This window comes from Paraburkholderia sp. HD33-4 (genome assembly GCF_021390635.1).
In the GTDB taxonomy this organism is placed as follows: domain Bacteria; phylum Pseudomonadota; class Gammaproteobacteria; order Burkholderiales; family Burkholderiaceae; genus Paraburkholderia.
Genome location: NZ_JAJEJS010000001.1, coordinates 2,842,424 through 2,866,522, shown reverse-complemented (window position 1 = coordinate 2,866,522; position 24,099 = coordinate 2,842,424). Strand labels below are relative to the sequence as shown.

Sequence of the window (24,099 nt, the reverse complement as noted above, 5' to 3'; positions counted from 1 at the left end):
CGTCATGTCGCGTCGTGACGGACAACCGTCAAACCAGCTCCGCCGTGTCGGCCATGCGCACGATGTCGTTCACGTGCGTGCCGATCCGCGCGCCTTCGACGCCATAGATATGCAGCGACACGGCGGGCGCATCACTGCAGTTGCCGAGCCGATGAATCGCGGCACGGCCGCTGCGTACGAACGACACCGCGCCGCGCTTGCGTGCCTGGACGCGCAGCGCGCTCGCGCACTGCCGGGCGTCGTCCCATTCGAAGATCGTTTCGCTCAGCTTGCCTTCGACCACCGCGTAACCGCACCACGTGTGATGCCCGTGCACGGGACTCGCCTGGCCCGGCTGCCAGACTAGCGCGGCAATCGCATAGCGGCCTCGCGGATCGGCGACGAGCAGATGGCGCCGATAGGTATCGGCGCAGCCTTCGCGTTGCATCGGTGCGAGCAACGCCGGGTCGGCGGCCGCGTCGGCGAGCGCGAGCCGCATGGTGCGCGCGAAGAAGGTCGAATGCGACGGTTCCGGGAATTTCGCGCACGCTTCGAACATCGCGTCGAGCGTGTTGCACAGGTGCTCGAGCGGCGTGCGCCCGGGATCGCCCAGCGTGTGCGTCGGCGGCGCGGTAGCTTCGAGTCGGGCCGGGTCCGGCAGCGACTTCAGGTAGTCGGGAAGGTGCTCGAACGCGGTGGTGCGGAGGTGGTTGCTCATGGTTTTGATCCAGCGCGTGCGCTGCTGGTCGGCAATTTTCGGTATCGATATTTATACCGGTTTGCCCGGAGAAAGAGTTTCCATATAATTCCCTTGACCGTCAGAAAAGTAGAATAATTTCCTATAAGGGGTGGTGGTATGGGTATGGATATCATCGATCGGAAACTGCTCGAACTGCTGCAGGCAGACGCGACGATGCCGATAGCCGAACTCGCGCAGCGCGTGAACCTGTCACAGACGCCTTGCTGGAAGCGGCTGCAGCGCCTGAAGGAAGCGGGCGTGATTCGCGCCCAGGTGGCGCTGTGCGACGCGCGCAAGCTCGGCGTCGGCACCACGGTGTTCGTGGCGGTGCGCACGAATCAGCACACGGAGGCATGGGCCGCCGCGTTTACGCAGGCGGTGCGCGATATTCCCGAAGTGGTCGAGGTCTACCGGATGAGCGGCGAGACCGACTATCTGCTGCGCGTGGTGGTCTCCGATATCGACGACTACGACCGGATCTACAAGCAGTTGATCACGGCCGTTCCGCTGTACGACGTGAGTTCGAGCTTTGCGATGGAGCAGATCAAGTATTCGACGGCGTTGCCGGTGCGGCCGGCCGTGACTGTCGCAAATGACGGCTGACACGCGTCATATGATCGTCGCCCCGATTGACGAAGAGGATGAGGCAATCAATCGGGGATCGCCTCCGATCCCGACACGTACGAGGTAGCGCTTCGTGACGGCGCTTGCAGTGCACGCCGGATTACCGAACGAAAATCACAAGCAGCAAGCGACAAATCGCATTTCGCCAGGACCGCCGCTTGCTGTCACCACTTGCTGCCACCAAAGCGGGCGCGCCGCCGCGAATCCATGCCTACCGCTCCCGTCCGGCTGCAAGCCGCGTGCAAGCCCACTGGGCGTAGAATGCCGCCTTCCCGACCCATCCGCGACTGCTTCGCGAACCGAGCCCGCTTCATGACCAAACCGCCGCGCAAAAAGAACCCGACCTTCGGCATCGCCATCTTTATCGTGGTGGCGATCCTTCTCGTGATCGCCACACTGTTCTACAACGCGATCCGCGAAAAGCACGAGTTCGACAGCCAGAACGCGCAGGCGCCGTCCGTGACTTCCGAGGCGGCCGCGGCCGCCAACGCGATGAAACCAGCGAGCGGCGCCGCGCAATAACGCCAACGAGCTTGCTGCTTCACTCCTCCGGCAGCCGGATCATGCTCGCGTCCTTGCGAATCTGCGCGGACGCCGACAGCATCTGCTTGCATTGATGCGCGAGCAGCTTCGTATCGTGCACGGCATCGGCCGAATAGTCCGGCGATTTCTCCGTTTCGACGACCATCACATCGAGCTCGCGACTCATCAGTTTGATCTGCTCGCTCTGCTCGGCAGGCAACGCGGTGCCGGCTTCGGCGGCGCTCAGGTTGTCGCGCACGAGGCTCAAAGCGCGTTGCAGCGGCTGTAGCGAGATGTCCTCGACCTGTTGCTGCTGTTGCGCGGAAGTGCGCAACAGCGGCGCGGCGGCCGTGATCTGCGACGCCAGCACGTGGCTGCGCACCAGCAGCCCGTTCAACTCCGGCACGAACTTCTGCGCGGACTTCGGTTCGAGCATCATCCGCTGGAACGCCTGGCCGAGATTCGCGAACGCAACGTGGACGTTCTTGCGCGCGAGCCGATAACGGTAATCGCGGTCGAGCGCGGTCGCCGCCGCGGCGGCGGCAGCCGATGCACCGCTTGACGGGCGCGCGGTCGCGTTGCGGATCGTGGTGGTGTCCGGGGTGGACTCGCCCGCGTTCGCATCGATCCCCGCGTCGGCGACCGGCTGCGCGGCGCTGGCGCGCCCAGCGCCGCGAGCAGCGCCGCCACTCTCCAGTTCAGCTTCGGCTCCAGCGATGGCGAGCGCCGGGCCGCCAAAGCCGATCTCGGGGTCCGCCATCGCCGCCGCCGGCGCACGCGCGCCCGCTTCGGTCACCGTCGCGACCACCGCCGCGGCCGGCTTGCCGCTCCACCACCAGCTCGCTTCGAGATACTGCCGCGTCGCGCTGATCATGTTGTTGACGAGCTTGCCCATCAGGCGGTATTCCCAGTACGGGAACAGGTGGCTCGCCGCGATCGCGATCGCGCAGCCCACCACGGTGTCGATCGCGCGCTCGCCGATGATGCGCATGCTGCCCGGCGCGAGCAGATGGAACAGCAGCAGCACATACGACGACGTGAACACGACGCTCGCCGTGTAGTTGAACAGCAGCAGGCTGTAGCTCATCACCATCGACGCGAACATCACGACCATCAGGATGTGCGGCTCCTTCACGAAGATGATCAGCGCGATGCTCGCCGCGCAGCCGATCAGCGTACCGATGATCCGCTGCCCGTTGCGCTGCTTGGTCAGCGAGTAGCCGGGCTTCAGAATGATCACGGTGGTCATCACGATCCAGTACGCGTTCGTGAGCGGCAGCAGGCGGCCGAGCCAGAAGCCCACGGCGACCGCGATCGTCACGCGCAACGCGTGGCGAAAGCTCGGCGAGGCCATCGTCAGATTCGAGAAGATCTGCCCGAACGGCACGCGCCGGCTCGACACGAAGCGGCTCAGCGCCTGGTCGATGCGCAGTTCGGTTTCGGTCGGGCTCGGCTCGGCGGTGAGACTGCGGCGCATCTTGTCGATCAGCCGCGTGGCGCTCCAGATGCGGCGGAAATTCGACGACACCGCCGAATACGCCTCCGGGTTCTGCGTCGGCAACTCCTGCTTGCGCATGAGCTCGATTTCATACTCGATCGCGCGCAATTCCGCCTTCACGTTCACGCGCTTGCGCGGCGCCTGGTTCTGCAGCACCGCGAGGCCGATCTCCTCGAGATCTTCGGCCGCCTTGCGGATCAGATCGCGATAGAACACCAGCAGATCGGAGCCGCCGAACGTGCTGCGCACCAGCGTGTAATCGGTTTGCGCGCCGACGAACAGCTCGTGCAGATCGACGGTATTGATGAACAGGTTGTACAGCATCGCGCGGCGGGGTTCGAGCTTGCCGCGCTTCAATCTGGGCAGATTGCGCAGCACGATGTCGCGCGCGGCGTCCTGGCGCTCGACCGTGGAGATCTGCTTGTCGACGAGGTTGCGATAGCACTCGTCGAGATCGTTGTCGAGATCGTAGAAGGCCGCGCGTGCGAGCAGATAGTCCGCGCATGCGAACACGCTTTCGGCGAGCGCCTGCTGCTCGATCCGATGCATCATCCAGTGGCTGACGAAGGTCGACCAGTACGTGTACCAGAGGCCGCCGAGCAGGATCCACGACGCGTTGACGAGCGCCTGCAGCGGAGTGAAGTGCTCCTCCAGCGTCATGATCATCATGAACAGCGTCGCGAAGCTGATCTGCGGCCAGCGGTTGCCGTACACGACGATCAGCGACAGCACGAACGTGAGCGGCACGACCGTGCACCACAGCGCGATCGGATTGACGGTGGCGAGGCCGGTGGCGAGTGCGGACAGGAAGCCGATCACCGAGCAGGCCAGCATCTCGTTGTGCTTGTACTTGAGCGGGCCCGGCATGTCGACGACGCAGGCGCCGAGCGCGCCGGTCGCGATCGTGAAGCCGAGCTCGCGATCGTGAAACACGATCAGGCACAGGATGGCCGGCAACGACACGCCGACCGCGATGCGCAGGCCGCCATAAAAGTACTGGCTATAAAGGAATTTTCTTATTTCGACCGAATAGCGCATCGACTACCTGAATCCATTCACCGAGAAAACCGCAGTTGGAGAGACAGCGCGAAACTGCCGTCGAGTCTAACTGATTTTGCGCGCGTTCTGACCTCGTCCATCCGGCCAGGTTATGCCCTGGGGGAGGGTTTGTTATGCTGTCGCTTCAATGTCCGCCGAGGCCCGCGAGCAACGCTCGCGGGTCATCCGCGTGCCAAATGCCATCTGGAATCCATGCTTCAGCTCTTCTATTCGAACCGCTACGAAACGCTGGTCGGCGCGCTGCTCGACGACCTCGCGCAAGCGCCGTCCGACCCGTGGACCGCACGGCCCGTGATCGTGCCGAGCGCGGCCGTGCGTCGGCGGCTCGAGCTCGATATCGCCGCGCGTCAGGGCATCTGCGCGAACGTGAACTTTGGTTATCTCGCGCAATGGCTGTGGGCGCAGATCGGCGGCGTGATCGAGGTGCCGAAGCATTCGCCGTTCGCACCGGACCGGCTGGTGTGGCGTTGCTACCGGCTGCTTGACGACACGAACGAAGGGCAGCCGTGGAACGCGTCGCCGCGTCTGCGCACCTATCTCGATGCCGCCGACGCGTCGATGCGCTACGAACTCGCGCGGCGCGTTGCGACCGTGCTCGATCACTATCTGACCTATCGGCCCGAATGGCTGCTGCAATGGCAGAAGGGCGGCTCGATCTTCGCGAGCGGCACACCTGGCAACAGCGCAGACGACACCGGTCCGCGTCTGACCGGCGCGAGCGACGCGGCGCGCGAGGACGAGCGCTGGCAGGCGGCGCTGTGGCGCGCGGTGCTCGCGGAACTCGCGCAAGCCGGCGCTCATGCGCAGACGTCCGCGGCCGCGCTGCCGCCCGCGTATCGCTTCCTTGATGAAATCGCCGGGCTCGATCTCGAGGCAATCTCGAACGCGCAATGGCCCGAGGCGGTCAGCGTGTTCGCGTTGCCGACCATGCCGCCGCTGCATATCGCGTTGCTGCGCGCGCTATCGCGCTGGATCGACGTGCGTCTTTACGTGATGAACCCGTGCCGCGAGTTCTGGTTCGACGTGGTCAGCGAAGGGCGCGTGCAGGCGCTCGACGCGGCGGGGCAACTCGACTATCAGGAAGTCGGCCATCCGCTGCTCGCCGAATGGGGGCGTCAGACTCAGGCGCAGCTGCATATGCTGCACGAGCTGACCGAAAGCGCCGCCTCGGCCGAGACCGGCGAGTTCACCGAGAACCCCGAGCCGAGCTGGCTCGCCGCCGTGCAGAACGGCATCCTCGATCTGCGCGACGAAGCCGACGCCGACGAGCCGCCGCACGAACGCGGCATCGAGGTGCACGTCTGCCATAGCCTGTCGCGGCAGCTCGAAGTACTGTACGATCGCCTGCTCGGCTGGTTCGACGAGTTCGACGATCTGCAGCCGTCCGACGTGCTGGTCGCCGTGTCCGATCTCGCGGCGGCCGGCCCGCTGATCGATGCGGTGTTCGGCACCACGCCCGCCGGCGACACGCGCCGCATCCCGTACCGCATTACCGGCTTGCCGCCGTCGCAGGCCAATCCGGTCGCGCGGCTGTTGCTCGACTGGCTCGCGCTGCCCGAGCGCAGCGTCGGCGCGCCCGATCTGATCGAATGGCTGCGCGTCGATGCGGTCGCGGTGCGCTACGGCATCGATGCGAATTCGCTGGAAGCCGCGCAGGAATGGCTCGCGGCCGCCGGCGCGCGGCGCGGGCTCACGCCGCTCGAACCGGTCGGCGAGCACGTGCCGGTCGCGCGTCATACCTTCGCCGATGCGCTGACGCGCCTCTTCCTCGGCTATGCGATGCCGGCCGGCGGCGAGCCGGTCGATGCGTGGCTGCCGGTCGAAGGCGCGGACGGTTCGGACGCCGAATTGCTCGGCCGTTTGTCGCGCTTCGTCGACGATATCGACAGCTTCGCGGCGAACTGCGCGATCGAGCGCACGCCGGCCGACTGGTCGCAGCTGCTGCTCGAAACGCTCGGCCAGTGTTTCGACGGCGGCGTCGAGTTCGCCGATTCGCTTGCGGCCGTGCGCGACGCGCTCGATGCAATGAGCGCCGCGATGCAGGCCGGCGCGCATGATGTGTTGCTGCCGGCGTCGGTGGTGCGCACCGCGCTCACCGAAGCGCTCGACGACCCCGCGCGCGGCGGTGTGCCGTGGGGCAGCGTGACGTTTTCTTCGCTGACCAGCCTGCGTGGTTTGCCGTTCCGGGTGGTCTGCCTGCTCGGCATGGACGACGGCGTGCTGCCGTCGCTCGCGCGTGCCGACGAATTCGATCTGATGGCCGCGTTTGGCAAGGCCGGCGACCGTCAGCGCCGCGACGACGAGCGCAATCTGTTCCTCGATCTGCTGCTCGCCGCGCGTGAGCGGCTTTTTATCGCGTACACGGGCCGCAGCATTCGCGACAACGCGCCGCTGCCGCCGGCCGCCCTCGTCGACGAGCTGCTCGATCATCTCGCCCAGGTGTCGGCGGGCGAGCACGCGAGTCCGGCCGAGGTCGACAGCGCGCGGCGCGAGTTCATCGTCGAGCATCCGTTGCAGGCGTTCGCGTCGGACTACTTTGCGGCGAAGCCCGACCTGTTCACCTACGACGCCGATCGCGCCGAGCTCGCCACGCTGCTCGCCGAACCGCACCATCCCGCCGCCGCGCCGTTCTTCGATCAAGCGCTGCCGCCGGAAGACATGCACGAGATCGGGTTCGACGACTTCGTGCGCTTCTGGCGTCATCCGGCGCGCGCGTTGCTGCGCGATAGGCTCGGTATCGCGTTGTCGGATGCGCAGGGCGAGTTGCTCGACACCGAGCCGTTCGATCTCGACTACGCAGGCCGCGACGCGCTCGCGGAGCGCCTGCTGCCGGTCCTGCTCGACGCCGACACCGCGGACGAACTGATCTTCAGCCGCGTGCAGCGCGTCGCCGAGGCGAGCCCCGAGCTGCCCGGCGGCGCGACCGGCGCGGTGTGGCGCGCGCGCGAACTGTCCGCGCTGCGGCAACTGGCGAAAAGCGTGCGGCGCGAAGTGGCAGCCGGTGTCGAACGATTGCCGTTCGTGCTCGACGTCACGCCGCGCTGGCCGCAAGGCGGCGATGGCATCGATGGCGCGGTCTCCGTGTTCGGCGACCATGACGCGCTGCTGCGCGAGTCCGCCGAAACGCCGCTGCAATTGCGCGGCACGTTGAACCTGCTGACCGGAACAGGACAAGTGATTTTTCGTTATGCCAAAGCCAGCGCGCGCGATTATCTATCGGCGTGGCTAGCGCATCTGGTCTATTGCGCGGCGCAGCCGGACGGTCCGCGTCGCACCGTGTGGCACGGCAGCGGCGAGAGCTTCGAGCTCACACCTGTCGCGGCGCCGCTCGACGAACTCGCGCCGTTGGCTGCGTTGTTCAATGCCGGCCGCCGGCTGCCATTGCGGTTCTTCCCGAAGAGCGCATGGGCGAGGGTCAGCGAAAGCGAATCGGCCGCGCAAGGCGTGTGGATCAACGACCGCGTGCGTGGCGAATCCGACGACCCCGCGTTGCGCATCGCGCTGCGCGGCACGCAGCTCACGCTCGACGAACCGTTCGGCAGCCTCGCGGCGATCGTCTTCAAGCCACTGATCCAGCACTTGCGGAGCGCCTCATGAGCGACGCGCTGCGCCATCAAAGTCTCGTCGCCGACGAGCTCGACGTGTTCGCCTGTCCGCTCGACGGCGTGAATCAGATCGAAGCGTCCGCAGGTACCGGCAAGACCTGGAACATCTGCGCGCTGTACGTGCGGCTGCTGCTCGAAAAGAACCTGAACGCCGATCAGATTCTCGTCGTCACGTTCACGAAGGCCGCGACCGCGGAGTTGCACGAGCGCATACGCGGCCGTCTCGCGGAACTGCATCGCGCGATCGAGATGGACGACGACGGCGACGATCCCTTCATCCGCCAGCTGTTCGAGACGACGCTCGCGCCGCAGAACGGTATCGAGCGCGAGGCCGCGTTGAAGGTCGTGCGTCGCGCGTTGCGCACGTTCGATCAGGCCGCGATTCACACGATCCATGCGTTCTGTCAGCGCGCGTTGCAGGAAGCGCCGTTCGCCGCCGCGATGCCGTTTGCGTTCGAGATGGAAGCCGACGACGCGGCACTGCGTTTCGAACTCGCCGCCGATTTCTGGCGCGAGCAGGTCGAGCCGGTCGCGCATGCGCATCCGGCGTTCGCCGCGTGGCTGGTGGCCAAGCGCGCCGGGCCCGGATCGCTCGACGAGCAGTTGGCGCGGCGCCTGAAAAAGCCGCTCGCGCAATTGCGTTGGGGCAGCGTCGAAGCGGACGGCGCAAGTGCCGATCCGCAGGCAGGCTTCGATGTCGGGTCCGCGATCTGGCAGGCCGAACGCGATGCGATCGTCGCGCTGCTCACCGAGGCACAGGAGCGGCTGAGCAAGACCACGCACAAGCCCGATCACGTGAGCGCCGCGATCGCCGCGTGGACCGATTACTTCGCGCAGGGCGACTGCCATGCGCCGCCGCCGCGCGCCGCATTGAAGCTGACGGCCTCGGCATTGAAGAAGGCGACCAAGGTCAAGTTCGAGCCGCCCGCGCATCCGTTCTTCGAGCATGCCGACGCACTGGCCGCGGCCGTAGTCGCCGCCGAGTCCGCGCAGCGCGCGCGCTGGCTCGCGCTCGTGCAGACGTGGCTCGATTACGCGCCGGCCGAATTGGTGGCGCGCAAGCGCACGCGGCGCGTAGTGTCGTTCGACGATCTGCTCGCGAATCTGTATCGCGCGCTCGCCGCGCATTCGTGGCTTGCGGATGCATTGCGCAGCCGTTATCCGGCCGCGCTGATCGACGAGTTCCAGGACACCGATCCGCTGCAATTCGCGATTTTCAGCCGGATTTTCGCGCCTGCGGGACCGTTGTTCCTGGTCGGCGATCCGAAGCAGGCGATCTACAGTTTCCGCGCGGCGGACCTGCATACCTACCTCGCGGCGCGCGAGTCGGCGTCGGCGTGCTACACGCTCGCGGTCAACCAGCGTTCGACCGCGCCGATCGTCGACGCGTGCAACCGGATCTTCGAAGCGAACCGCCGGGCGTTCGTGCTCGATGGCCTCGACTATCAGCCGGTGCGCGCGGGCGAGCGGCGCCGGGCACCGTTCGCCGATCCCGACGCGAGCGGCGGCGATTTCCGCATCTGGACGCTGCCGCGAGGCGAGGCCACGCTGGACAAACGCAACGCGCAGCGCGCCGCGAGCGAAGCGTGCGCGGCCGAGATCGTGCGGCTGTTACGAGGGGCGCGCGAAGGCGTCGTGACGATCGGCGACAAGCCGCTCGCGCCGGGCGATATCGCGGTGCTCGTGCAGACGCATAAGCAGGGCAGCCTCGTCAAACGCGTGCTCGCGGCGTGGGGCGTCGGCAGCGTGGAGCTTGCGCAGGCGTCGGTGTTCGCGACGCTCGACGCCGAGCAGATCGAGCGCGTGCTGGCCGCCATCGATACACCCGGCGATCTGCGCCGTCTGCGCGCCGCGCTCGCGACCGACTGGCTCGGGCTCGACGCCGCCGCGCTGTGGCGTCTCACGCAGGTCGCCGAGGCGCCCGCAGCCGCAGCCGTGGATGAAGCTGCTCCAGCACTCGATCCCGCCGACGCAATGGGCTGGGTCGAACGCTTTTCGCGCTACCGGATGCTGTGGCACGAACGCGGCTTCGCCGTGATGTGGCGCACGCTGATGCGCGAGCTGCGCGTCGCGCAGCGGCTCGTTGCAGGTGTCGACGGCGAGCGTCGGCTGACCAACGTGAACCATCTCGCCGAGCTCGTGCAGGCGCGCGCGGCCACCCAGCCCGGCATCGCGCCGACCTTGCGCTGGCTCGCCGCGCAGCGCGAGCAGGGCGGCGGTGAAGAGGCTCAGCTGCGGCTCGAGTCCGATCGCAATCTGGTGCAGATCGTCACGGTCCATAAATCGAAGGGACTCGAATACGCGGTCGTGTTCTGTCCATTCCTGAACGACGGTGGCTTGCGCGAGCCGCCGTCGTCGGGCTTGCCCGATGCGCGCGAGTATCACGACGACAGCGGCGACGCGGTGCTGCATTACGGCAGCGACGAAGAGGAAGCCGAGCGCGCGTCGCGCCACGCGGTGCGCGAGCAGGCGGCGGAACGCGCGCGGCTCGTCTATGTGGCGCTCACGCGCGCGGTGTATCGCTGCTACCTGGTCGCGGGCACCTATCTGTCCTCGCGATCGACGAAGGAGTCGCGCCGCAGCGTGCTGAACTGGCTCGTCGGCGGCAACGGTCACACGTTCGACGCATGGCTCGCCGAACCGCCCGACGAAGCCGCGCTCGCGGCGAGCTGGCACGCGCTCGCGGGCGGACCGGTCACGTTGCAGGCGCTGCCCGAAGTGACGCGCCGCGTGCCGCTCGAAAGTCTGCAGGATCGGGGGGCGCGTTTGCACGCGCGCGCGAATCGGCGGCCGTTGCGTGATCAGTGGCGCATGGCGAGCTTCAGCGGGCTGATCGCGGCAGGCGGCAGAAGCGGGGAGGCGCACGCGCACGCTCCGCAGGAGGACGTGCGGCCCGATCACGACGAAATCGCCGATGCGCTCGAAGCCGCGCCGCTGCTCGCGCCGCTCGCCGTGGTTGACACCCCGGCGCATGCCGACGACGACATCCTCGCGTTCCCGCGCGGTGCGGCGGCAGGCGAATGCCTGCATCGCATGTTCGAGCTCGCCGATTTCAGCGACGCGCGCAGCTGGCCCGACGCGATCCGCGGTGCGCTGCGCGAGCGTCCGGCGCCGGCCGCTCCCGAGCTCGCGGCGCGCTTGCCCGCGATGATGCATCGGCTGATCGCCGACGTCGTCGCGACCGAACTCACGCCGGGCATGACGCTCGCGCGGCTCGATCCGCGTCGGCGCCTGAACGAGCTGGAGTTTCTGTTCGCGGCACCGTCGCTGGATTTTCCGGCGCTGCGCGAGTTGCTGAGCGACTACGGCTATCCCGACGTCGCGCTGGAGCCCGGCGTGCTGCGCGGGTTCGTCAAAGGATTTATCGACATGATCGTCGAGCACGATGGCCGCTTCTGGATCGTCGACTGGAAATCGAACCATCTCGGCGACACCGCCGCCGACTACGCGGCCGCGCCGCTCGAAGCGGCAATGGCGAGCCACGCGTATCACCTGCAGGCGCTGCTTTATACGGTCGCGCTGCACCGCTATCTGAAGACGCGCGTGCGCGATTACACGTATGACACGCATATCGGCGGCTATCTGTATCTGTTCGTGCGCGGCGTGCGGCCAGACTGGCGCGATATCGACGGCGCCGCCGGCGTGCATCGGCGGCGCGCGCCGTTCGAACTCGTGGCGCTGCTCGACGCGGCGATGATCGGAGGTGGCGCATGAGCACGCCCGGCACGCTGGATGAGCACGCGGCCGCGCCGCTCGGGCTCGAAGACATCGGCGTCAATCTGCCCGCGCCGGCCGATTTCAGTATCGCGCTCGCCGAAGGGTTCGCGCGCCGCATCGGCATGCTTGCGCGGCGCGGTGGCGCATCGACTGAAGTGGTGAAGTGGGCCGCGCGCGGCGCGTTTGCCGCGAGCCGCGCAACCGCCGAAGGGCACGTATGCGTGCCGCTCGCGACGCTCGCGCGCCGCTTCGACGTATCGGGCGCCGAAGTGCGCGCGGCGCTGCTTGCGAGCGGCATGGCAAGCGACGGCGCAACGGACGCGGTGGACGCGGCGGGCGCGGCGGCGTTGCGCCCGCTCGTGATCGACGCGCAGGGTCGTCTTTATCTCGCGCGCTACTTCGACTACGAGCGGCGACTGGCCCACGCGCTGGTCGCGCATGCGACGGGTGAGGCGAGCACCGCGAATGCCGACGCCTACACGGCTCCCGCCATTTTGCGCGAACGCCTGCTGCGCTACTTCGGGCCGCCGAAAGACGGCGACGTCGACTGGCAACGCGTTGCGGCCGTGATGGCGCTGTCGGGACGGCTGACGATCGTCAGCGGCGGCCCGGGGACCGGCAAGACCACGACCGTGGTCGGCGTGCTCGCGTGTCTGCTCGATGCACACGCCGATCTGCGCATCGCGCTCGCGGCGCCGACCGGCAAGGCGGCGCAACGGATGCAGGAAGCGTTGCTCGCGCGCGCGGGCGAGCTGCCGCCCGAACTCGCCGCGCGTTTGCCGCAGACGTCGTACACGCTGCATCGATTGCTGGGGTCGGGGCCGGGCGGGCGCTTCCGGCATCATCGCGATAATCCGTTGCCGTACGACGTGGTCGTGATCGACGAGGCGTCGATGATCGATGTCGCAATGGCCACGCATCTGCTCGACGCGATCGCACCGCGGACGCGGCTCGTGATGCTCGGTGACAAGGACCAGCTCGCCGCGGTCGAAGCGGGCGCGGTGTTCGCCGAACTGAGCGCGCGGCCGGCGTTGAGCGCGCGTGGATCAAGACGCGTCGCGCAGGCGCTCGACATAGATGAGGCGCGGCTCGCGCGGGCGTTGCCGCGGGCGTCGAGTCAGGACGGCGAACTGCCGTTGGACGATTTCTTCGCGCCGCCCGAGGCGCTGCAGATGTTCGGTTCAGCCGAGTCGGGCGATCTGTTCGGCAATGGCGCGATATCGGCGACCGACGGGCAGGCGGATCCCGATGCGGGGTCGGCGACCCAACGTAACCCGCTCGCGGACTGCGTCGTCTGGCTCGAGCGCAACTACCGGTTCGGTCTCGAGTCGCCGATCGGCCGTTTGTCGGTCGCGATTCGCAACGGCTCACCGAGCGCGGCGCTCGACGTATTGAAGATCGACCCGACCGACGTCTGCGCCGCGGCGCTGCAAGAAGATGCGCACACGGCTCTGGCCGAGCGCACCATCGCAAGACTTGCCGCTGGCTTCGCGCCATACGCCGACGCACTTGCCGCGGCGCTCGCCGCCGATGCACCCGATCCATTGCCGCTCTTCGACGCGCTCAACCGCTTTCGCATCCTCTGTGCGACGCGGCTCGGATCTCGCGGCGTCGATCAGGTCAACGCGGCGATGGCGACGCAGGTGCGCCGCACCGCGGGCGTCACGCTCGCGGTCGGCGCGCAGTGGTTTGCCGGACGTCCGGTGATGGTTACGCGCAACGACTACGCGCTGGGTCTGTTCAACGGCGACATCGGCATTGCACTGCCGGGCGCGGGCGGCGCGTTGCGCGTGTACTTTCGCACCGGCGACGGCGGTGTGCGCGCGGTGTCGCCGGCCGCGCTGCCGCCGCACGATACCGCGTTCGCGCTGACGGTCCACAAGTCGCAAGGCTCGGAGTTCGAGCACGCGGTGCTGGTGCTGCCGTCCGTGTTCAGCCGGGTGTTGTCGCGCGAACTCGTGTACACGGCGATTACTCGCGCGCGCGAGCGCGTCGAGGTGATCGGCGCGCGGGCCGTGCTCGCGCAGGCGATCGCGACGCCGACGCAGCGCGATTCGGGGCTGGCCGCGCGCATTGCGGAGGCATCGCGTTGATCGCGCGATAGCAGGTAGGAGGAGAGGGGTGGGGGACCTGTGGTGCGAGCGGCGTTCAACCGGCAATCCCGCTGGCCCGCTCGGTGGCCTCGACGCGGCCGCGCATCGTCCTGCGATACCACAGCGTCCACAGCGCGAGTCCCGCGTAGATGCCATAGCCGATAAAGGGCGACACGACGAGGAAGCGTTCGATCGGCCACGTCAGCGCCATCCACGCGCGTAGCGCGGTTTCGGCGGTGAGGCCGACGCCCCACACGAGCGTCATGGTTCGCATCGCTGTGGCGAGACCGGGGCGTTCGCGCCACAGCGCCTCGAAGTGCGCGGCTCCGCCTTCCATTTCGCGCGCGACCGTCGCGCGCGCGAGGTAGAAAATCAGCGGACGACGCATCGGCAGCGACAGCAGGAACACGACGCCGACCGCGCCGGACACCAGCGACTCGCGCAACAGCAGCATGCGCGGACTGCCGCCGAGCGCCATGGCCGCGACCGACAGCACGATGCCCGCCACCACCATTACGCTGAGCGCATCGACACGCCTGAAGCGCGCGAGCTCGATCGCGCTCCACACGAGCGGCGGCACCGCGGACGCGATCAGCGCGCCGGTCTCGCCGACACGCGGCAGCGCGAGCCGGTAAGCGAGCCACGGCAGCAGAAAGTTGACGGCCAGTTCGAGCACGAAACCGGGACGGATTTTCATATGAATTTACGCCGTAAGCGAAAGAGTCAGTATCGATGAACCGGTCGCGCCGACGCAAATGGTTTTTTTCGTAGCGTTCGCGAAGCGGTGCCGATGCGGCCGCATCGGGCACCCCGGCGACCTCGCGCGTCGCGCGCTTGTACACTGATGCATCTCTCTTCCCTATCACCAATGACATTCCGCTATCCGATTCCCCCGAACGAAATCGAATTGACCGCCGTGCGAGCGCAGGGGGCGGGTGGTCAGAACGTCAACAAGGTGTCGAGTGCGATCCATCTGCGCTTCGACGTGCGAGCTTCGTCGCTGCCGGAAGTGCTGAAGATGAGGCTGCTCGCGCTGTCTGACCACCGGCTCACGCGCGACGGTGTCGTGGTCATCAAGGCGCAGGAGCATCGGACCCAGGAGATGAATCGCGCGGCGGCGCTGGCGCGGCTCGATGAACTGATCGAAAGCGTCAGCGTGACCCGCAAGCATCGGGTCGCGACGCGGCCGACACGCGCGTCGAACCGGCGACGGCTCGACAGCAAGGCAAAGCGCGGCGAGCTCAAGTCGGGGCGTGGCCGCGTGCACGAATAGCGGCACGGGCCGCTAACGCCTCGTGCCGCGTCTGCCGGTGCTCACATCCGGCGGCGCCGCTTCCGGCACGAAGTCGACGCACAGCACGTGCGTGCCGTCCCGCTCGAACGCGATCGCCGCGGTGTAGCAGTCCTGTCCATCGGCGAGCGAATAGTGCGGCCCCATCATCGCGACGCGGCCCGGCGCCGCGAGCGCGTGCCGGAAATACGCGCGCCGCGACCAGTTGCTGCGCGTCTCCGCATAGAGCGGTGCGAGCCGCTTCGGAGGCGGCGGGACCGACGCCGCCGTCACCGAAGGCTGAGTCTGCTCGCCCTGGCCGTCGGTGAGGAACACGCGGCGAGCTTCGGGCAGATGCCAGACCTTTTGCGCGGCCTGTTCGAGGTCACCGGTCGCCTTGTAGGTGTCGGCGGCGGCCAGCACCGCTTCCGCGAAGCCCTCGAAGCCGAGCCGCTGGTGGCCGGCGTGCGCGCGCTCGTACTCGGCGAACTTGCTCCAGATCGACGCGACGAGCGCCGGCACCTTCGTGCACGCGTCCCGCACGCTGCTCTTCGGCTGACCGAACCAGAAGCCCTGCACGAAATCGACGTCGGCCTGCATCAGGATCATCAGCTCCTCATCGGTTTCGACGCCTTCGGCGAGCACCAGCGTGCCCGATTGATGCAGCATCGCGATCAGATGGCTGATCATCGATTCGTCGCCCTCGCGCTTGCCCGCGCGCGCGACGAGCGAGCGGTCGAGCTTGACGATGTCGGGGCGGAAGCGCCACACGCGGTCGAAGTTCGAGAAGCCGGTGCCGAAGTCGTCGATCGCGATCAGGAAGTCGCGCGGCTGCGACGCGGCGAGCATGCTGGCGACGGCGGATTCATCGTCGGCGGGCTGCTCGAGCACTTCGATCACGATGCGCTCCTGCGGCAACCCGAAATGCGCGGACAACTCGTCGATGAACGCGCGCTGCGGCCAGCCGGTTTCGAACACCTGCGGGCGCGTGTTCAGAAACAGCCAACCGGTGCTGATGCCTTGCTCCATGAAGTTCGCCACGTGCAGGCAGCGCGCGATGCGATCGAGCTCGCGTGCTTCGGCGGCCGAGCGCGTGCCGGAGAACAGTACGTCGGGCGAAACGGGCAGGCCAACCGGATCGAACGCCCGCAATAGCCCCTCGTAGCCGACCACGCACTGATGCGTGACCGACAGCACCGGCTGGAACACGCTGTGCAAAGTCAATGCGCGCCAGGTCGCGGTCCAGCCCGACTCGCCACGGACCAGGTGCGGGAGCACACCGCTCACGGTCAAATCGCTGACGGATGGCATAGAGGCGGGCATGAGAGCTGACATGGGATCGTTGCGGCAAGGGGTGAAGGGGCACGCAAACCCATTCGGCGCGCAGCGCTCGTACACCCGAGGCGTCGACAGGACGAAACGAATGCGTCCCGCGAACACGGAGGGCGGTACCAGCTACGCTGGACTCCGGCGAATTGGTCAAAATGAGTCTAGCAGTTTGCAGCGCGCCACAATGTGCGGGTAATCACAAACGCATGGGCGGGAAAATTGTCCGCAAAACCGCTGCCTACGGCCGTGCGGCAACCCTTTGCGGTCATTCGCCGGAGCGTCTCGCGCGCTTGCCGTGCGCGAAACCGAGATTCTCAATCGCAGTGAGGTGCCGTACCACGCCGAGGGTAGCAGGGCGCCCAATGGTCGCCCGCCAAACTCCAGGCGCCGACGGTGCTCACATGTTAGTGCCGGCGTTGGGGACTGGGGCGGCCGTGCGGGCGCGGGGCTTGACACTGCTTTGCCGGGCGGCTTCTGGCTTGACGCGACGGTGGTGCGACATGGCGGGCGGAGGCGAGATTCGTGCGTCGCCATGCTGGCCGGCGCACTCGCCGACAGGTTCAGCGATCGGCGGGTATGCTGCTGATTTTCGTGAACAGGAGATCAGGAATGGCGGAAATCGCGGTGGTCGCAATTTCGGTGGCGAAACCGGGGCATGAGGAGCGGTTGCGCGAAGCGCTCGAAGGCATCGTCGGACCGACACGCAAAGAAGCGGGTGTGCTGCAGTACGACTTGCACCGCGACGTGCAGGAGCCGCGCCGGTTCGTATTCGTCGAGCGGTGGGAAAGCCAGGATGCGCTCGCGGCGCATGCGAAATCCGCGCATATCCAGGGCTATAAGAAGGCTGCCGCGGATTGGATCGAGCACGCGGAGATTCGCGTGGTGTCGAAGATCGTTTGAGTTTAGGCGCGGGCGTCAACCTCGCGCGGACTAGCTGAACAGGTGGGGCGGCCCTTAGGCCGCCGGCGCGCCGTCAGCGGTCAGTGGGTCGCTTGCGGGACATCGAGAATCAGAATGATGGTCCAGTCGGCGTCGCCGTCATGGTGATACTGGCGCTCCGCGACGATAAACGGTTGCTGCTTGCCAGCCGGGCCGAGAAACAGCACGTCGCCTTCCATCGGCAGGCATTCGACGGGCGGCAGCGCGAGGTACGCTTCCTGACCGCCACGCGGCATCAGTTTTTCGATCTTGCGAGATGCTGCTTCGGTCCATTCGATATCAAGCTGGATGTTGCTCATGCTGTCCTCCGCACCAAGGTGCGCACGGGTTAGGGGATGCCGGCGGCTCGCCGGTCGGTGCGCGACTTTAGCATACAGAAAGCCGGGCGCCGGGGGCTTTACCGGGCCGGTGCGGGTTCGGAGTGCCTGGTCGGCAGCGAGCGGATCACACAAATAAAAAAGCCGAAACCGGCGCTGCCAGCTTCGGCTTTTTCACCTTCACGACGAGGCCGCGAGGCGAGATCCGCGAAGTCTCGCTCAGGTGCCCGACGCGTCGGCACCCTTCTTCGGATGATGCGGAGCCATCTTGTGATGCTTGGCCGGCGCGGCCGGTGCGCTTCCCATCGACTGCTCGCGATTTTGCAAATCTTGCGCGCGCTGCTCGATGTCGGCGGCCTTGGCCGGATCGGTGCTCGTCGTGATGCCGTTGTCCTGCGCGTAAGCCGCGCCGGTTGCGGCACACAGGGAAACCAGGATCGCCAGGGACACTTTCTTCATCGTTACCTCCGTAGAGTGGTGGTGGACCCGATTATTGCCTGTCCAGTGGGAAAGACAATGCATTCTATCGAGCAAACTCTGCTCCAGCCGATGCCTTTGTAACCGCGCTCAACATTTGTTACGTTTTGTAATAGGCGGACCGGGTCGGCTATGCAATCAGCTTATACGATACAGGCGAGAGCGGATCGGCCTATGTCGTTCGTCAGAACCAGCCGATCGCGCGATACAGGTGAAATTGCGCGAGGCCACCCAGCTCATGCAACGCGGTCTCCGCGGCCTTGAGATTATCGAAGCGTGGCAGCACGCCGAGCCGTACGCGCCGCGCGCTCGAAATCTGCGGCTGAGGCTCGATGCCGAAGCGCTGAAAGTCGAGCAGCGCGCGAGGCATCTGATACGCGGAGGTGACGAGTATCAACGTGTCGTAATGTGACTGACCGACAATAGCCGAGACGTTGCGCGCGTTTTCGTAGGTCGTGCGGCTGGTTTTCTCGAGGACGATGTCCGAGCGCGCCACCTGCTGACGCAGCAGGTAGGGCAGGTAGGTGTCAGCTTCGGTCGCGCTATGGCGCTGTGGATTGCCACCGCTCACGATCACCCGGCACGTGCTCGCTGTGCGCTTGCAGGCCGCGTAGTTCTGCGCGCTGACCTCGATGCGCGAGAGTACGTCGTGCGGCGGCACCAGCACGTGGTCGTGGTTGTAGATCGTGCCGCCGCCGAGCAGGACGATCGCCGTGCGTGGCGCGAAGGTGGCTGCCGCGGCGCTCTGTCGTTGCGGTTGCGCAAGATCGAGCAGCGGTGCGGTTAGCCAGCCGGCGGCCAGCAGCCAGAACAGCGCGATCATGCAGACAATGAGCGGCCGGCGGGCACGCTTCCATAGCACGATTGCTGCAAAAAAAAGCGCTAATAAAGTGAATAGAATCAATTTAAATGGGGTAACGTATGTCTTTCGGGACAAATCCACGGGCCAGCCATCGCGCCGCGGCGGTTGCATCGTCGGTTCGTGGGGAGAACGCTAACATGCCGTTCTGACGGGGGTTCCGAAAACGAGACCAGGCAGCACCTGGCGGAATTCCGCTGTCGTACAGGCGGCGAGCTTCTGACCAGGAGCGGGTGCTACGCGCGTCGCCGGTGGCGCAGCGACGCGGGGGCATGAATGTGTCATAGCTGCACTTTAAGAAAGAAGTGAGATGACCACGTATTCCAACGAAGCGGTACTTGAAGCGCTGCGGCGAGCGCAATATCGTCAGGTTCCCTGGGCCAGAAGGCCGGGTGTCTTCCAATATCTTCGCGCGTTGGGGCTGATGGACACCGTTCGTCAGCGAACCGTCGCACCGGCGCCGGGCTTTCATGCCCCCGTCGACATCGCCGTGCTCACGGAACGCGGCAAAGCGGAGTTCGCGCGACTCGAGCACGACGAGCGTCTGCTCACATGGACCGCGCAACGCATGAACGACTATGCTCTCGGCGCGGCGGAACCGCAGACCGCCGCGACAGCTGAAGTCAGGCCTTAGCTCAAGGTTCATCGCTTATCTGAATCACTGTCCGCCCGGGCCTGTCACCCCTCGGCGGGCCGTCTCTACCGCCGATCGGTCGCCGTGTGCGTCCGGGGGCGAATCTCGGCTTCCCCATCGACGAAGTAGCGACGCGATTCGCGCCCGGCCGCTGCCGGTGCGCGCCTTCGACGCGGTCAACGCCGCGAGAGCGAAAAAAAGCCCGTATCACGAAGATACGGGCATACCGGAATTACTACTGCCACGCTGTGCTAATGGCGTTGAGTCAGACTGGTCCCGAGTCCGGTGGTTCCCCGATCGTGCATGCGCAATGCGAGAGACCAGGCGCCGCGTCGCACGACGCGCCGTCCGGGCGGCCACTCGCCACATCATCGACGCCGCTGATCCTCGCGCGGTGCATCCGGGCGTGCCCGCACATTGCTGGCGATGTCGCCGCGCAGATCGCCACGCGGCGTCGGCGGCGTGAAGTCGCGATTGCGGGTCTCGCTTTGCTGCCACGCTTCCAGCGTGGCCTGACGGTCCGGGCGCCAGTTCCACCCTTGCGGACGTTGTTGCGCGAATGCCGGTGCAGCCATCGATGAAATCACAATGCCGCACAACAGCAGTGACATTGGTTTCATTTCCGAAATCCCCCTGAACCTCGAGCCCGTCGACTCAAGGCCTGTTTGCATAAGTACTAAGGTATGCCGGGGTAAGAAAGGACGCTGTAATTAATAGTAAATGGATGTTTCACCCGGAGCTATTGGGCGGTTTGGGAGTCGGAGGCTGCTCGCACGGAGCGCGGTCGTGGTCGTACGAACGGCGCGCCGGAACGGGCCCGCGAGGCAGAGACGGCGGCGTCTCGCGGCGACCGGCAAAGGTTGGCGGGTCGTTGGCGTGCGCGCGATCGTGGATGAGTCGGCTGGATAAAAAACCGGGCGCCCGCAGGCGCCCGGTAACAACGTAGTTTCGCGTCAGGCCATCTTGACCGGCGCACGCCACGATTCCGGATTGGTCCAGAACGCGCCGCGCAGACGGTCGCGACTCGGCGGTGCCGGCGGTTTCGCGGCCGTAGCGCCAATCCGGCCACGCAGCGAGATTTCGCGGCCGCTCGTGCCAAGCCGCTTCACAATTTCAGCGAGCGTGCCGTCGGCTTGCCACTCGTCGAAGCGCCGGCGGCAAGTCGGCGGGGACGGATAGCGGCCCGGCAGCTTGGACCAGCCTTCGCCCGTCGACAGCACCCAAAGCACGGCGTTGACCACCGCCCGAGCTTCCACGCGCGGTCGACCGCGCCGTTCGCTGCGCGCCGGCTCGGCACAGAACAAAGCCTCGACCAGCGCCCACTCGTTATCTCTCAAATCGTCGAACAGCATCATGTTTCACCTCAGCGAAGCTAACTCCGGTGCGCTGCCCCGCGCCGCGCACTCTTCACGCACTCGATAGGCGAGTGCCAAAAGGGGACGGGCTTGCCACGGATTGCCTTTGCAACCGGAAACCATGGCGCCGACCCTGTGCGTCTCTCAACGCATGAAGTGTGCCAATCAGATCCCAATTGTCTGAAATCCCCGTGGCGGCGGGCCAACGCGGGCGCCAACCAGGGCCGTATAAGAATCCAAAAAACCCATCTCGCAAATCGGGACAATCACCAATCTTGTGCAGACAGGCCCGGCCAGCGTGCGTTCGCGCCTTTTTGCTGCATTGCAGCGACCGCCTTGACATGCACTATGCGGCTTGGATTTCGCCGTACAATGCGCATTAAATTGCGCTATTGATGAGGTGGGCAAATGAATGTGACGCTGCGGCAGCTCAGGGTTTTCATCGAGGTGGCGCGCTTGCAAAGCTTCAGCCGGGCCGGCGATGAAATCGGCCTCACGCAGTCGGCGGTCAGTCGCTGCGTGCGCGAGCTCGAAAGCGAGATCGGCCTGAAGCTCATCGATCGCACGACGCGCGAAGTGCAACTAACCGACGTCGGCGGCAACCTCGTCTCGAGCGTGTCGCGGCTGCTGTCGGATCTCGACGACGCGTTGCGCGAGATCCGCGAAATCGGCGAGCAGCGCCGCGGCCGCGTGGTGGTCGCGGCGAGCCCGACCGTCGCGTGCCGGCTGATGCCGCGCGTGGTCGCGTCGTGCGGGGAGCAATTTCCGTATGTGACGCTAGGCCTGCGCGATGACGTGCAAAGCGACGTAGTGCGGAAGGTGAAGTCGGGCGAGGTGGACTTCGGCGTGATCATCGGCCCATTCTCCGACGACGATCTGCTCAGCGAAACGCTGATGACCGACTCGTTCTGCATCGTCTCGCGCGACGATCACCGGCTCGCCGCGCGCAAGGAGGTTACGTGGAAGGACCTCGACGGCGAGCAACTCGTGATGCTCGATTATGCGTCCGGCAGCCGCCCGATCATCGACGCCGTGATGCAGGCGCAGGGCGTGAACGCCACCGTGGTGCAGGAACTCGGCCATTCGGCGACCGTGTTCGGGCTCGTCGAGGCGGGCGTCGGGATCAGCGTGCTGCCATGGCTCGCGCTGCCGCTGCCGGCGGGTGCGTCGCTGGTCGCGCGTCCGCTGGTGCCGCGCGCCGAGCGCCGCGTCGAATTGGTGCGGCGGCGCGACCGGTCGCTGTCGCCCGCAGCCGAGGCGGTGTGGAATCTGATCCGGCAGTTGCCGGGGCGGGCCGAGGAATTGAATTGACGGGCGTGATCGCCCCCGGACTGTTCGAACGGTGAGCAGGCGCGAGGCGCGGGCCGCCGCCCACCCGGGCCTACAGTCATTTGCTTCGCCGCTGACCAGTCACCCGGCGCGCTAAACTACCGCCTTCATCGCGCACGCCTTCGCGGTTGCGCCCCGAGCCCGTTATCCTCCACCCACCCGGAAGCCTCGATGAGCGAATTGGACCTGCCCGTGCCCTCCATCCCGAATGCGCGCGACGCCGTGCGCGCGCTGCGCCCATCGCAAATCCGTGAAGTCGCGAACGCCGGTTTCGGCGTCGAAGACGTGCTGCCGTTCTGGTTCGGCGAGTCCGACCGAGTCACACCCGCATTCATCCGCGACGCCGCGAGCGCGGCGCTCGCCGCCGGCGCGACCTTTTACACGCACAACCTCGGCATCGCGCCGTTGCGCGCGGCACTCGCCGGGTACGTCAGCGAATTGCACGGCGCGACGTCGCCCGAGCACGTCGCGGTCACGAGCGCGGGCGTCAACGCGTTGATGCTCGCCGCGCAACTGGTGGTCGGTGCGGGCGACCGGGTGGTCGCGGTGACGCCGCTATGGCCGAATCTGGTCGAGATTCCGAAGATTCTCGGCGCGCATGTCGAAACCGTCGCGCTCGACTACGGCGAACGCGGCTGGGAGCTCGATGTCGGGCAATTGTTGGCGGCGCTGACGCCTGACACGAAGATGCTGATGATCAACTCGCCGAACAATCCGACCGGCTGGGTGATGAATCGCGACGACCAGCGCACCGTGCTCGAACACTGCCGACGTCACGGCATCTGGATCGTCGCGGACGAGGTCTATGAGCGGCTCTACTATCCCGGCGATGACGGCGCTCAGGCGGCCGGCGGGCGCACCGCGCCGTCGTTTCTCGACCTCGCGACGCGCGACGAACGCGTGATCTGCGTGAATTCGTTCTCGAAAGCCTGGCTGATGACCGGGTGGCGGCTCGGCTGGATCGTCGCGCCGACCGCGCTGATGGATGACCTTGCGAAGCTGGTCGAGTACAACACGTCGTGCGCACCGTCGTTCGTGCAGCAGGCGGGCATCGCGGCGCTCGAGCAGGGCGAGCGGTTCACGCAGCAGTTGGTGCGCGACCTGAGGACGTCGCGCGATCATCTGGTGCGCGCGCTGTCGGCGGTTCCCGGCGTCGATGTGAAGGCTCCGTTGGGCGCAATGTATCTGTTCTTCTCGATGCCGGGCTCGATTCGCAGTCTCGATTTGTGCAAGGCGATGGTGCGCGAGGTCGGGCTCGGCGTGGCACCCGGCAGCGCGTTCGGGCCGCGGGGCGAGGGGTTCGTGCGGTGGTGCTATGCGTGCGATACGGCGCGGCTCGATGCCGGCGTCGAGCGCTTGACGCGCTTTCTGGCGCGCCACGCCGGCGTCTGAGCCCCGGCCTGGCGTGCCCGCTGGGCTGCTTCTTACGCGCCGCGAGTGGCAAAAAGCCGCGAATCGTGAAAATCTTCTTTCTGGCGACTCTGCCGGGGTGGGCGCGGGCACACTGGACGACGGTGCAGCAGAAGATGCATGGGGGATCGCGGCTTTACGCCCCGGTCGTTTTTGCGTAATATGGCGCTCAGTCACGCGATTCCCTTCAGGAATATCGCCGCTCCGTCCGGCTGGGTCTGGCTCGATAAGTCTGTTCGCCGCCCCCCGGTGCGTGCTCCCATCAATATGACCGATCAGAATCGGGCGAGCGCGTCTTCAGTTCCACATCGTCTGTTTGATCCGGTTCTTTGACCACAGGGTCT

18 protein-coding genes and 1 pseudogene are annotated in these 24,099 nt (G+C 66.5%); 10 read left to right on the top strand and 9 right to left on the bottom strand.

Features of this window, described 5'->3' with window-relative positions:
• Positions 1 to 28 precede the first annotated feature (28 nt).
• On the bottom strand, positions 29 to 697 hold the full coding sequence (locus L0U84_RS12665; protein ID WP_233850291.1) for a cysteine dioxygenase family protein: 669 nt from the start codon (positions 695 to 697) through the stop codon (positions 29 to 31).
• A 138-nt stretch (positions 698 to 835) separates the two neighbouring features.
• Here L0U84_RS12665 and L0U84_RS12660 point away from each other — a divergent pair, with 138 nt between their 5' ends.
• Together L0U84_RS12660 and L0U84_RS12655 are read left to right on the top strand one after the other, a co-directional pair.
• Positions 836 to 1,321: an Lrp/AsnC family transcriptional regulator gene (locus L0U84_RS12660; protein WP_233850290.1), complete on the top strand. Its 486-nt coding sequence runs from the start codon at positions 836 to 838 to the stop codon at positions 1,319 to 1,321.
• Between the two features lie 333 nt (positions 1,322 to 1,654).
• A complete protein-coding gene (locus L0U84_RS12655) occupies positions 1,655 to 1,864 on the top strand; it encodes a hypothetical protein (RefSeq protein WP_233850289.1) in 210 nt (69 codons plus the stop codon).
• Positions 1,865 to 1,883: 19 nt separating this feature from the next.
• Here the strand turns inward: L0U84_RS12655 and L0U84_RS12650 are convergent, their stop codons facing one another.
• The gene (locus L0U84_RS12650) at positions 1,884 to 4,400 is read right to left on the bottom strand and encodes an FUSC family protein (protein ID WP_233850287.1); all 2,517 of its coding nucleotides are present in this window, start codon (positions 4,398 to 4,400) and stop codon (positions 1,884 to 1,886) included.
• Between the two features lie 213 nt (positions 4,401 to 4,613).
• Here L0U84_RS12650 and recC point away from each other — a divergent pair, with 213 nt between their 5' ends.
• Genes recC through L0U84_RS12635 form a run of 3 tightly spaced genes read left to right on the top strand, consistent with a single transcriptional unit; the run spans position 4,614 to position 13,836 of the window.
• Entirely contained in the window at positions 4,614 to 8,018 is a 3,405-nt protein-coding gene (gene recC, locus L0U84_RS12645) for an exodeoxyribonuclease V subunit gamma (protein ID WP_233850285.1), read from the top strand.
• A complete protein-coding gene (gene recB, locus L0U84_RS12640; protein ID WP_233850283.1) occupies positions 8,015 to 11,740 on the top strand; it encodes an exodeoxyribonuclease V subunit beta in 3,726 nt (1,241 codons plus the stop codon). Before recC ends, recB begins: the two co-directional genes overlap by 4 nt.
• Positions 11,737 to 13,836, top strand: coding sequence for an AAA family ATPase (locus L0U84_RS12635; RefSeq protein WP_233850281.1), 2,100 nt, complete (start codon positions 11,737 to 11,739; stop codon positions 13,834 to 13,836). Before recB ends, L0U84_RS12635 begins: the two co-directional genes overlap by 4 nt.
• A gap of 55 nt (positions 13,837 to 13,891) precedes the next feature.
• Here the strand turns inward: L0U84_RS12635 and L0U84_RS12630 are convergent, their stop codons facing one another.
• Complete coding sequence (locus L0U84_RS12630; RefSeq protein WP_233850279.1) at positions 13,892 to 14,533, bottom strand: VC0807 family protein; 642 nt, start codon at positions 14,531 to 14,533, stop codon at positions 13,892 to 13,894.
• 171 nt (positions 14,534 to 14,704) lie between these two features.
• Between L0U84_RS12630 and arfB the strand changes: the two genes are divergently transcribed.
• A complete protein-coding gene (gene arfB, locus L0U84_RS12625) occupies positions 14,705 to 15,109 on the top strand; it encodes an alternative ribosome rescue aminoacyl-tRNA hydrolase ArfB (protein WP_233850278.1) in 405 nt (134 codons plus the stop codon).
• Positions 15,110 to 15,121: 12 nt separating this feature from the next.
• On the opposite strand, the gene L0U84_RS12620 is transcribed toward arfB, so the two are convergent.
• Positions 15,122 to 16,441: a sensor domain-containing phosphodiesterase gene (locus tag L0U84_RS12620; RefSeq protein WP_233850277.1), complete on the bottom strand. Its 1,320-nt coding sequence runs from the start codon at positions 16,439 to 16,441 to the stop codon at positions 15,122 to 15,124.
• 603 nt (positions 16,442 to 17,044) lie between these two features.
• Here L0U84_RS12620 and L0U84_RS12615 point away from each other — a divergent pair.
• On the top strand, positions 17,045 to 17,335 hold the full coding sequence (locus L0U84_RS12615; protein ID WP_233850276.1) for a putative quinol monooxygenase: 291 nt from the start codon (positions 17,045 to 17,047) through the stop codon (positions 17,333 to 17,335).
• An 80-nt stretch (positions 17,336 to 17,415) separates the two neighbouring features.
• Here the strand turns inward: L0U84_RS12615 and L0U84_RS12610 are convergent, their stop codons facing one another.
• The 3 genes from L0U84_RS12610 to L0U84_RS12600 all read right to left on the bottom strand — a co-directional run bounded on the left by L0U84_RS12610 (position 17,416) and on the right by L0U84_RS12600 (position 19,072).
• A complete protein-coding gene (locus tag L0U84_RS12610; protein WP_008923870.1) occupies positions 17,416 to 17,673 on the bottom strand; it encodes a hypothetical protein in 258 nt (85 codons plus the stop codon).
• Between the two features lie 237 nt (positions 17,674 to 17,910).
• Positions 17,911 to 18,150 carry a hypothetical protein gene (locus tag L0U84_RS12605; RefSeq protein WP_233850275.1) on the bottom strand — a complete coding sequence of 80 codons (240 nt, stop codon included), beginning with the start codon at positions 18,148 to 18,150 and terminating at the stop codon, positions 17,911 to 17,913.
• A gap of 202 nt (positions 18,151 to 18,352) precedes the next feature.
• Positions 18,353 to 19,072: a YdcF family protein gene (locus tag L0U84_RS12600; protein WP_442793998.1), complete on the bottom strand. Its 720-nt coding sequence runs from the start codon at positions 19,070 to 19,072 to the stop codon at positions 18,353 to 18,355.
• A gap of 265 nt (positions 19,073 to 19,337) precedes the next feature.
• Here L0U84_RS12600 and L0U84_RS12595 point away from each other — a divergent pair, with 265 nt between their 5' ends.
• Entirely contained in the window at positions 19,338 to 19,661 is a 324-nt protein-coding gene (locus tag L0U84_RS12595) for a hypothetical protein (RefSeq protein ID WP_233850274.1), read from the top strand.
• Between the two features lie 368 nt (positions 19,662 to 20,029).
• Here the strand turns inward: L0U84_RS12595 and L0U84_RS12590 are convergent, their stop codons facing one another.
• Positions 20,030 to 20,281, bottom strand: coding sequence for a hypothetical protein (locus L0U84_RS12590; RefSeq protein ID WP_233850273.1), 252 nt, complete (start codon positions 20,279 to 20,281; stop codon positions 20,030 to 20,032).
• 336 nt (positions 20,282 to 20,617) lie between these two features.
• A pseudogene (locus L0U84_RS12585) lies at positions 20,618 to 21,013 on the bottom strand (transposase); the annotation flags it as partial.
• Between the two features lie 411 nt (positions 21,014 to 21,424).
• Between L0U84_RS12585 and L0U84_RS12580 the strand changes: the two are divergent.
• On the top strand, positions 21,425 to 22,327 hold the full coding sequence (locus tag L0U84_RS12580) for a LysR family transcriptional regulator (protein ID WP_233850272.1): 903 nt from the start codon (positions 21,425 to 21,427) through the stop codon (positions 22,325 to 22,327).
• Positions 22,328 to 22,516: 189 nt separating this feature from the next.
• Positions 22,517 to 23,737 (top strand): pyridoxal phosphate-dependent aminotransferase, encoded by a 1,221-nt coding sequence (locus L0U84_RS12575; protein WP_233850270.1) that lies wholly within the window; start codon positions 22,517 to 22,519, stop codon positions 23,735 to 23,737.
• Positions 23,738 to 24,099: the final 362 nt, after the last annotated feature.

Excerpts from the sequence above, each read along its gene's own strand:
- L0U84_RS12665 (WP_233850291.1), bottom strand. The coding sequence starts at position 697 with ATGAGCAACCACCTCCGCACCACCGCGTTCGAGCACCTTCCCGACTAC.
- L0U84_RS12660 (WP_233850290.1), top strand. The coding sequence starts at position 836 with ATGGGTATGGATATCATCGATCGGAAACTGCTCGAACTGCTGCAGGCA.
- L0U84_RS12655 (WP_233850289.1), top strand. The coding sequence starts at position 1,655 with ATGACCAAACCGCCGCGCAAAAAGAACCCGACCTTCGGCATCGCCATC.
- L0U84_RS12650 (WP_233850287.1), bottom strand. The coding sequence starts at position 4,400 with ATGCGCTATTCGGTCGAAATAAGAAAATTCCTTTATAGCCAGTACTTT.
- recC (WP_233850285.1), top strand. The coding sequence starts at position 4,614 with ATGCTTCAGCTCTTCTATTCGAACCGCTACGAAACGCTGGTCGGCGCG.
- recB (WP_233850283.1), top strand. The coding sequence starts at position 8,015 with ATGAGCGACGCGCTGCGCCATCAAAGTCTCGTCGCCGACGAGCTCGAC.
- L0U84_RS12635 (WP_233850281.1), top strand. The coding sequence starts at position 11,737 with ATGAGCACGCCCGGCACGCTGGATGAGCACGCGGCCGCGCCGCTCGGG.
- L0U84_RS12630 (WP_233850279.1), bottom strand. The coding sequence starts at position 14,533 with ATGAAAATCCGTCCCGGTTTCGTGCTCGAACTGGCCGTCAACTTTCTG.
- arfB (WP_233850278.1), top strand. The coding sequence starts at position 14,705 with ATGACATTCCGCTATCCGATTCCCCCGAACGAAATCGAATTGACCGCC.
- L0U84_RS12620 (WP_233850277.1), bottom strand. The coding sequence starts at position 16,441 with ATGTCAGCTCTCATGCCCGCCTCTATGCCATCCGTCAGCGATTTGACC.
- L0U84_RS12615 (WP_233850276.1), top strand. The coding sequence starts at position 17,045 with ATGGCGGAAATCGCGGTGGTCGCAATTTCGGTGGCGAAACCGGGGCAT.
- L0U84_RS12610 (WP_008923870.1), bottom strand. The coding sequence starts at position 17,673 with ATGAGCAACATCCAGCTTGATATCGAATGGACCGAAGCAGCATCTCGC.
- L0U84_RS12605 (WP_233850275.1), bottom strand. The coding sequence starts at position 18,150 with ATGAAGAAAGTGTCCCTGGCGATCCTGGTTTCCCTGTGTGCCGCAACC.
- L0U84_RS12595 (WP_233850274.1), top strand. The coding sequence starts at position 19,338 with ATGACCACGTATTCCAACGAAGCGGTACTTGAAGCGCTGCGGCGAGCG.
- L0U84_RS12590 (WP_233850273.1), bottom strand. The coding sequence starts at position 20,281 with ATGAAACCAATGTCACTGCTGTTGTGCGGCATTGTGATTTCATCGATG.
- L0U84_RS12580 (WP_233850272.1), top strand. The coding sequence starts at position 21,425 with ATGAATGTGACGCTGCGGCAGCTCAGGGTTTTCATCGAGGTGGCGCGC.
- L0U84_RS12575 (WP_233850270.1), top strand. The coding sequence starts at position 22,517 with ATGAGCGAATTGGACCTGCCCGTGCCCTCCATCCCGAATGCGCGCGAC.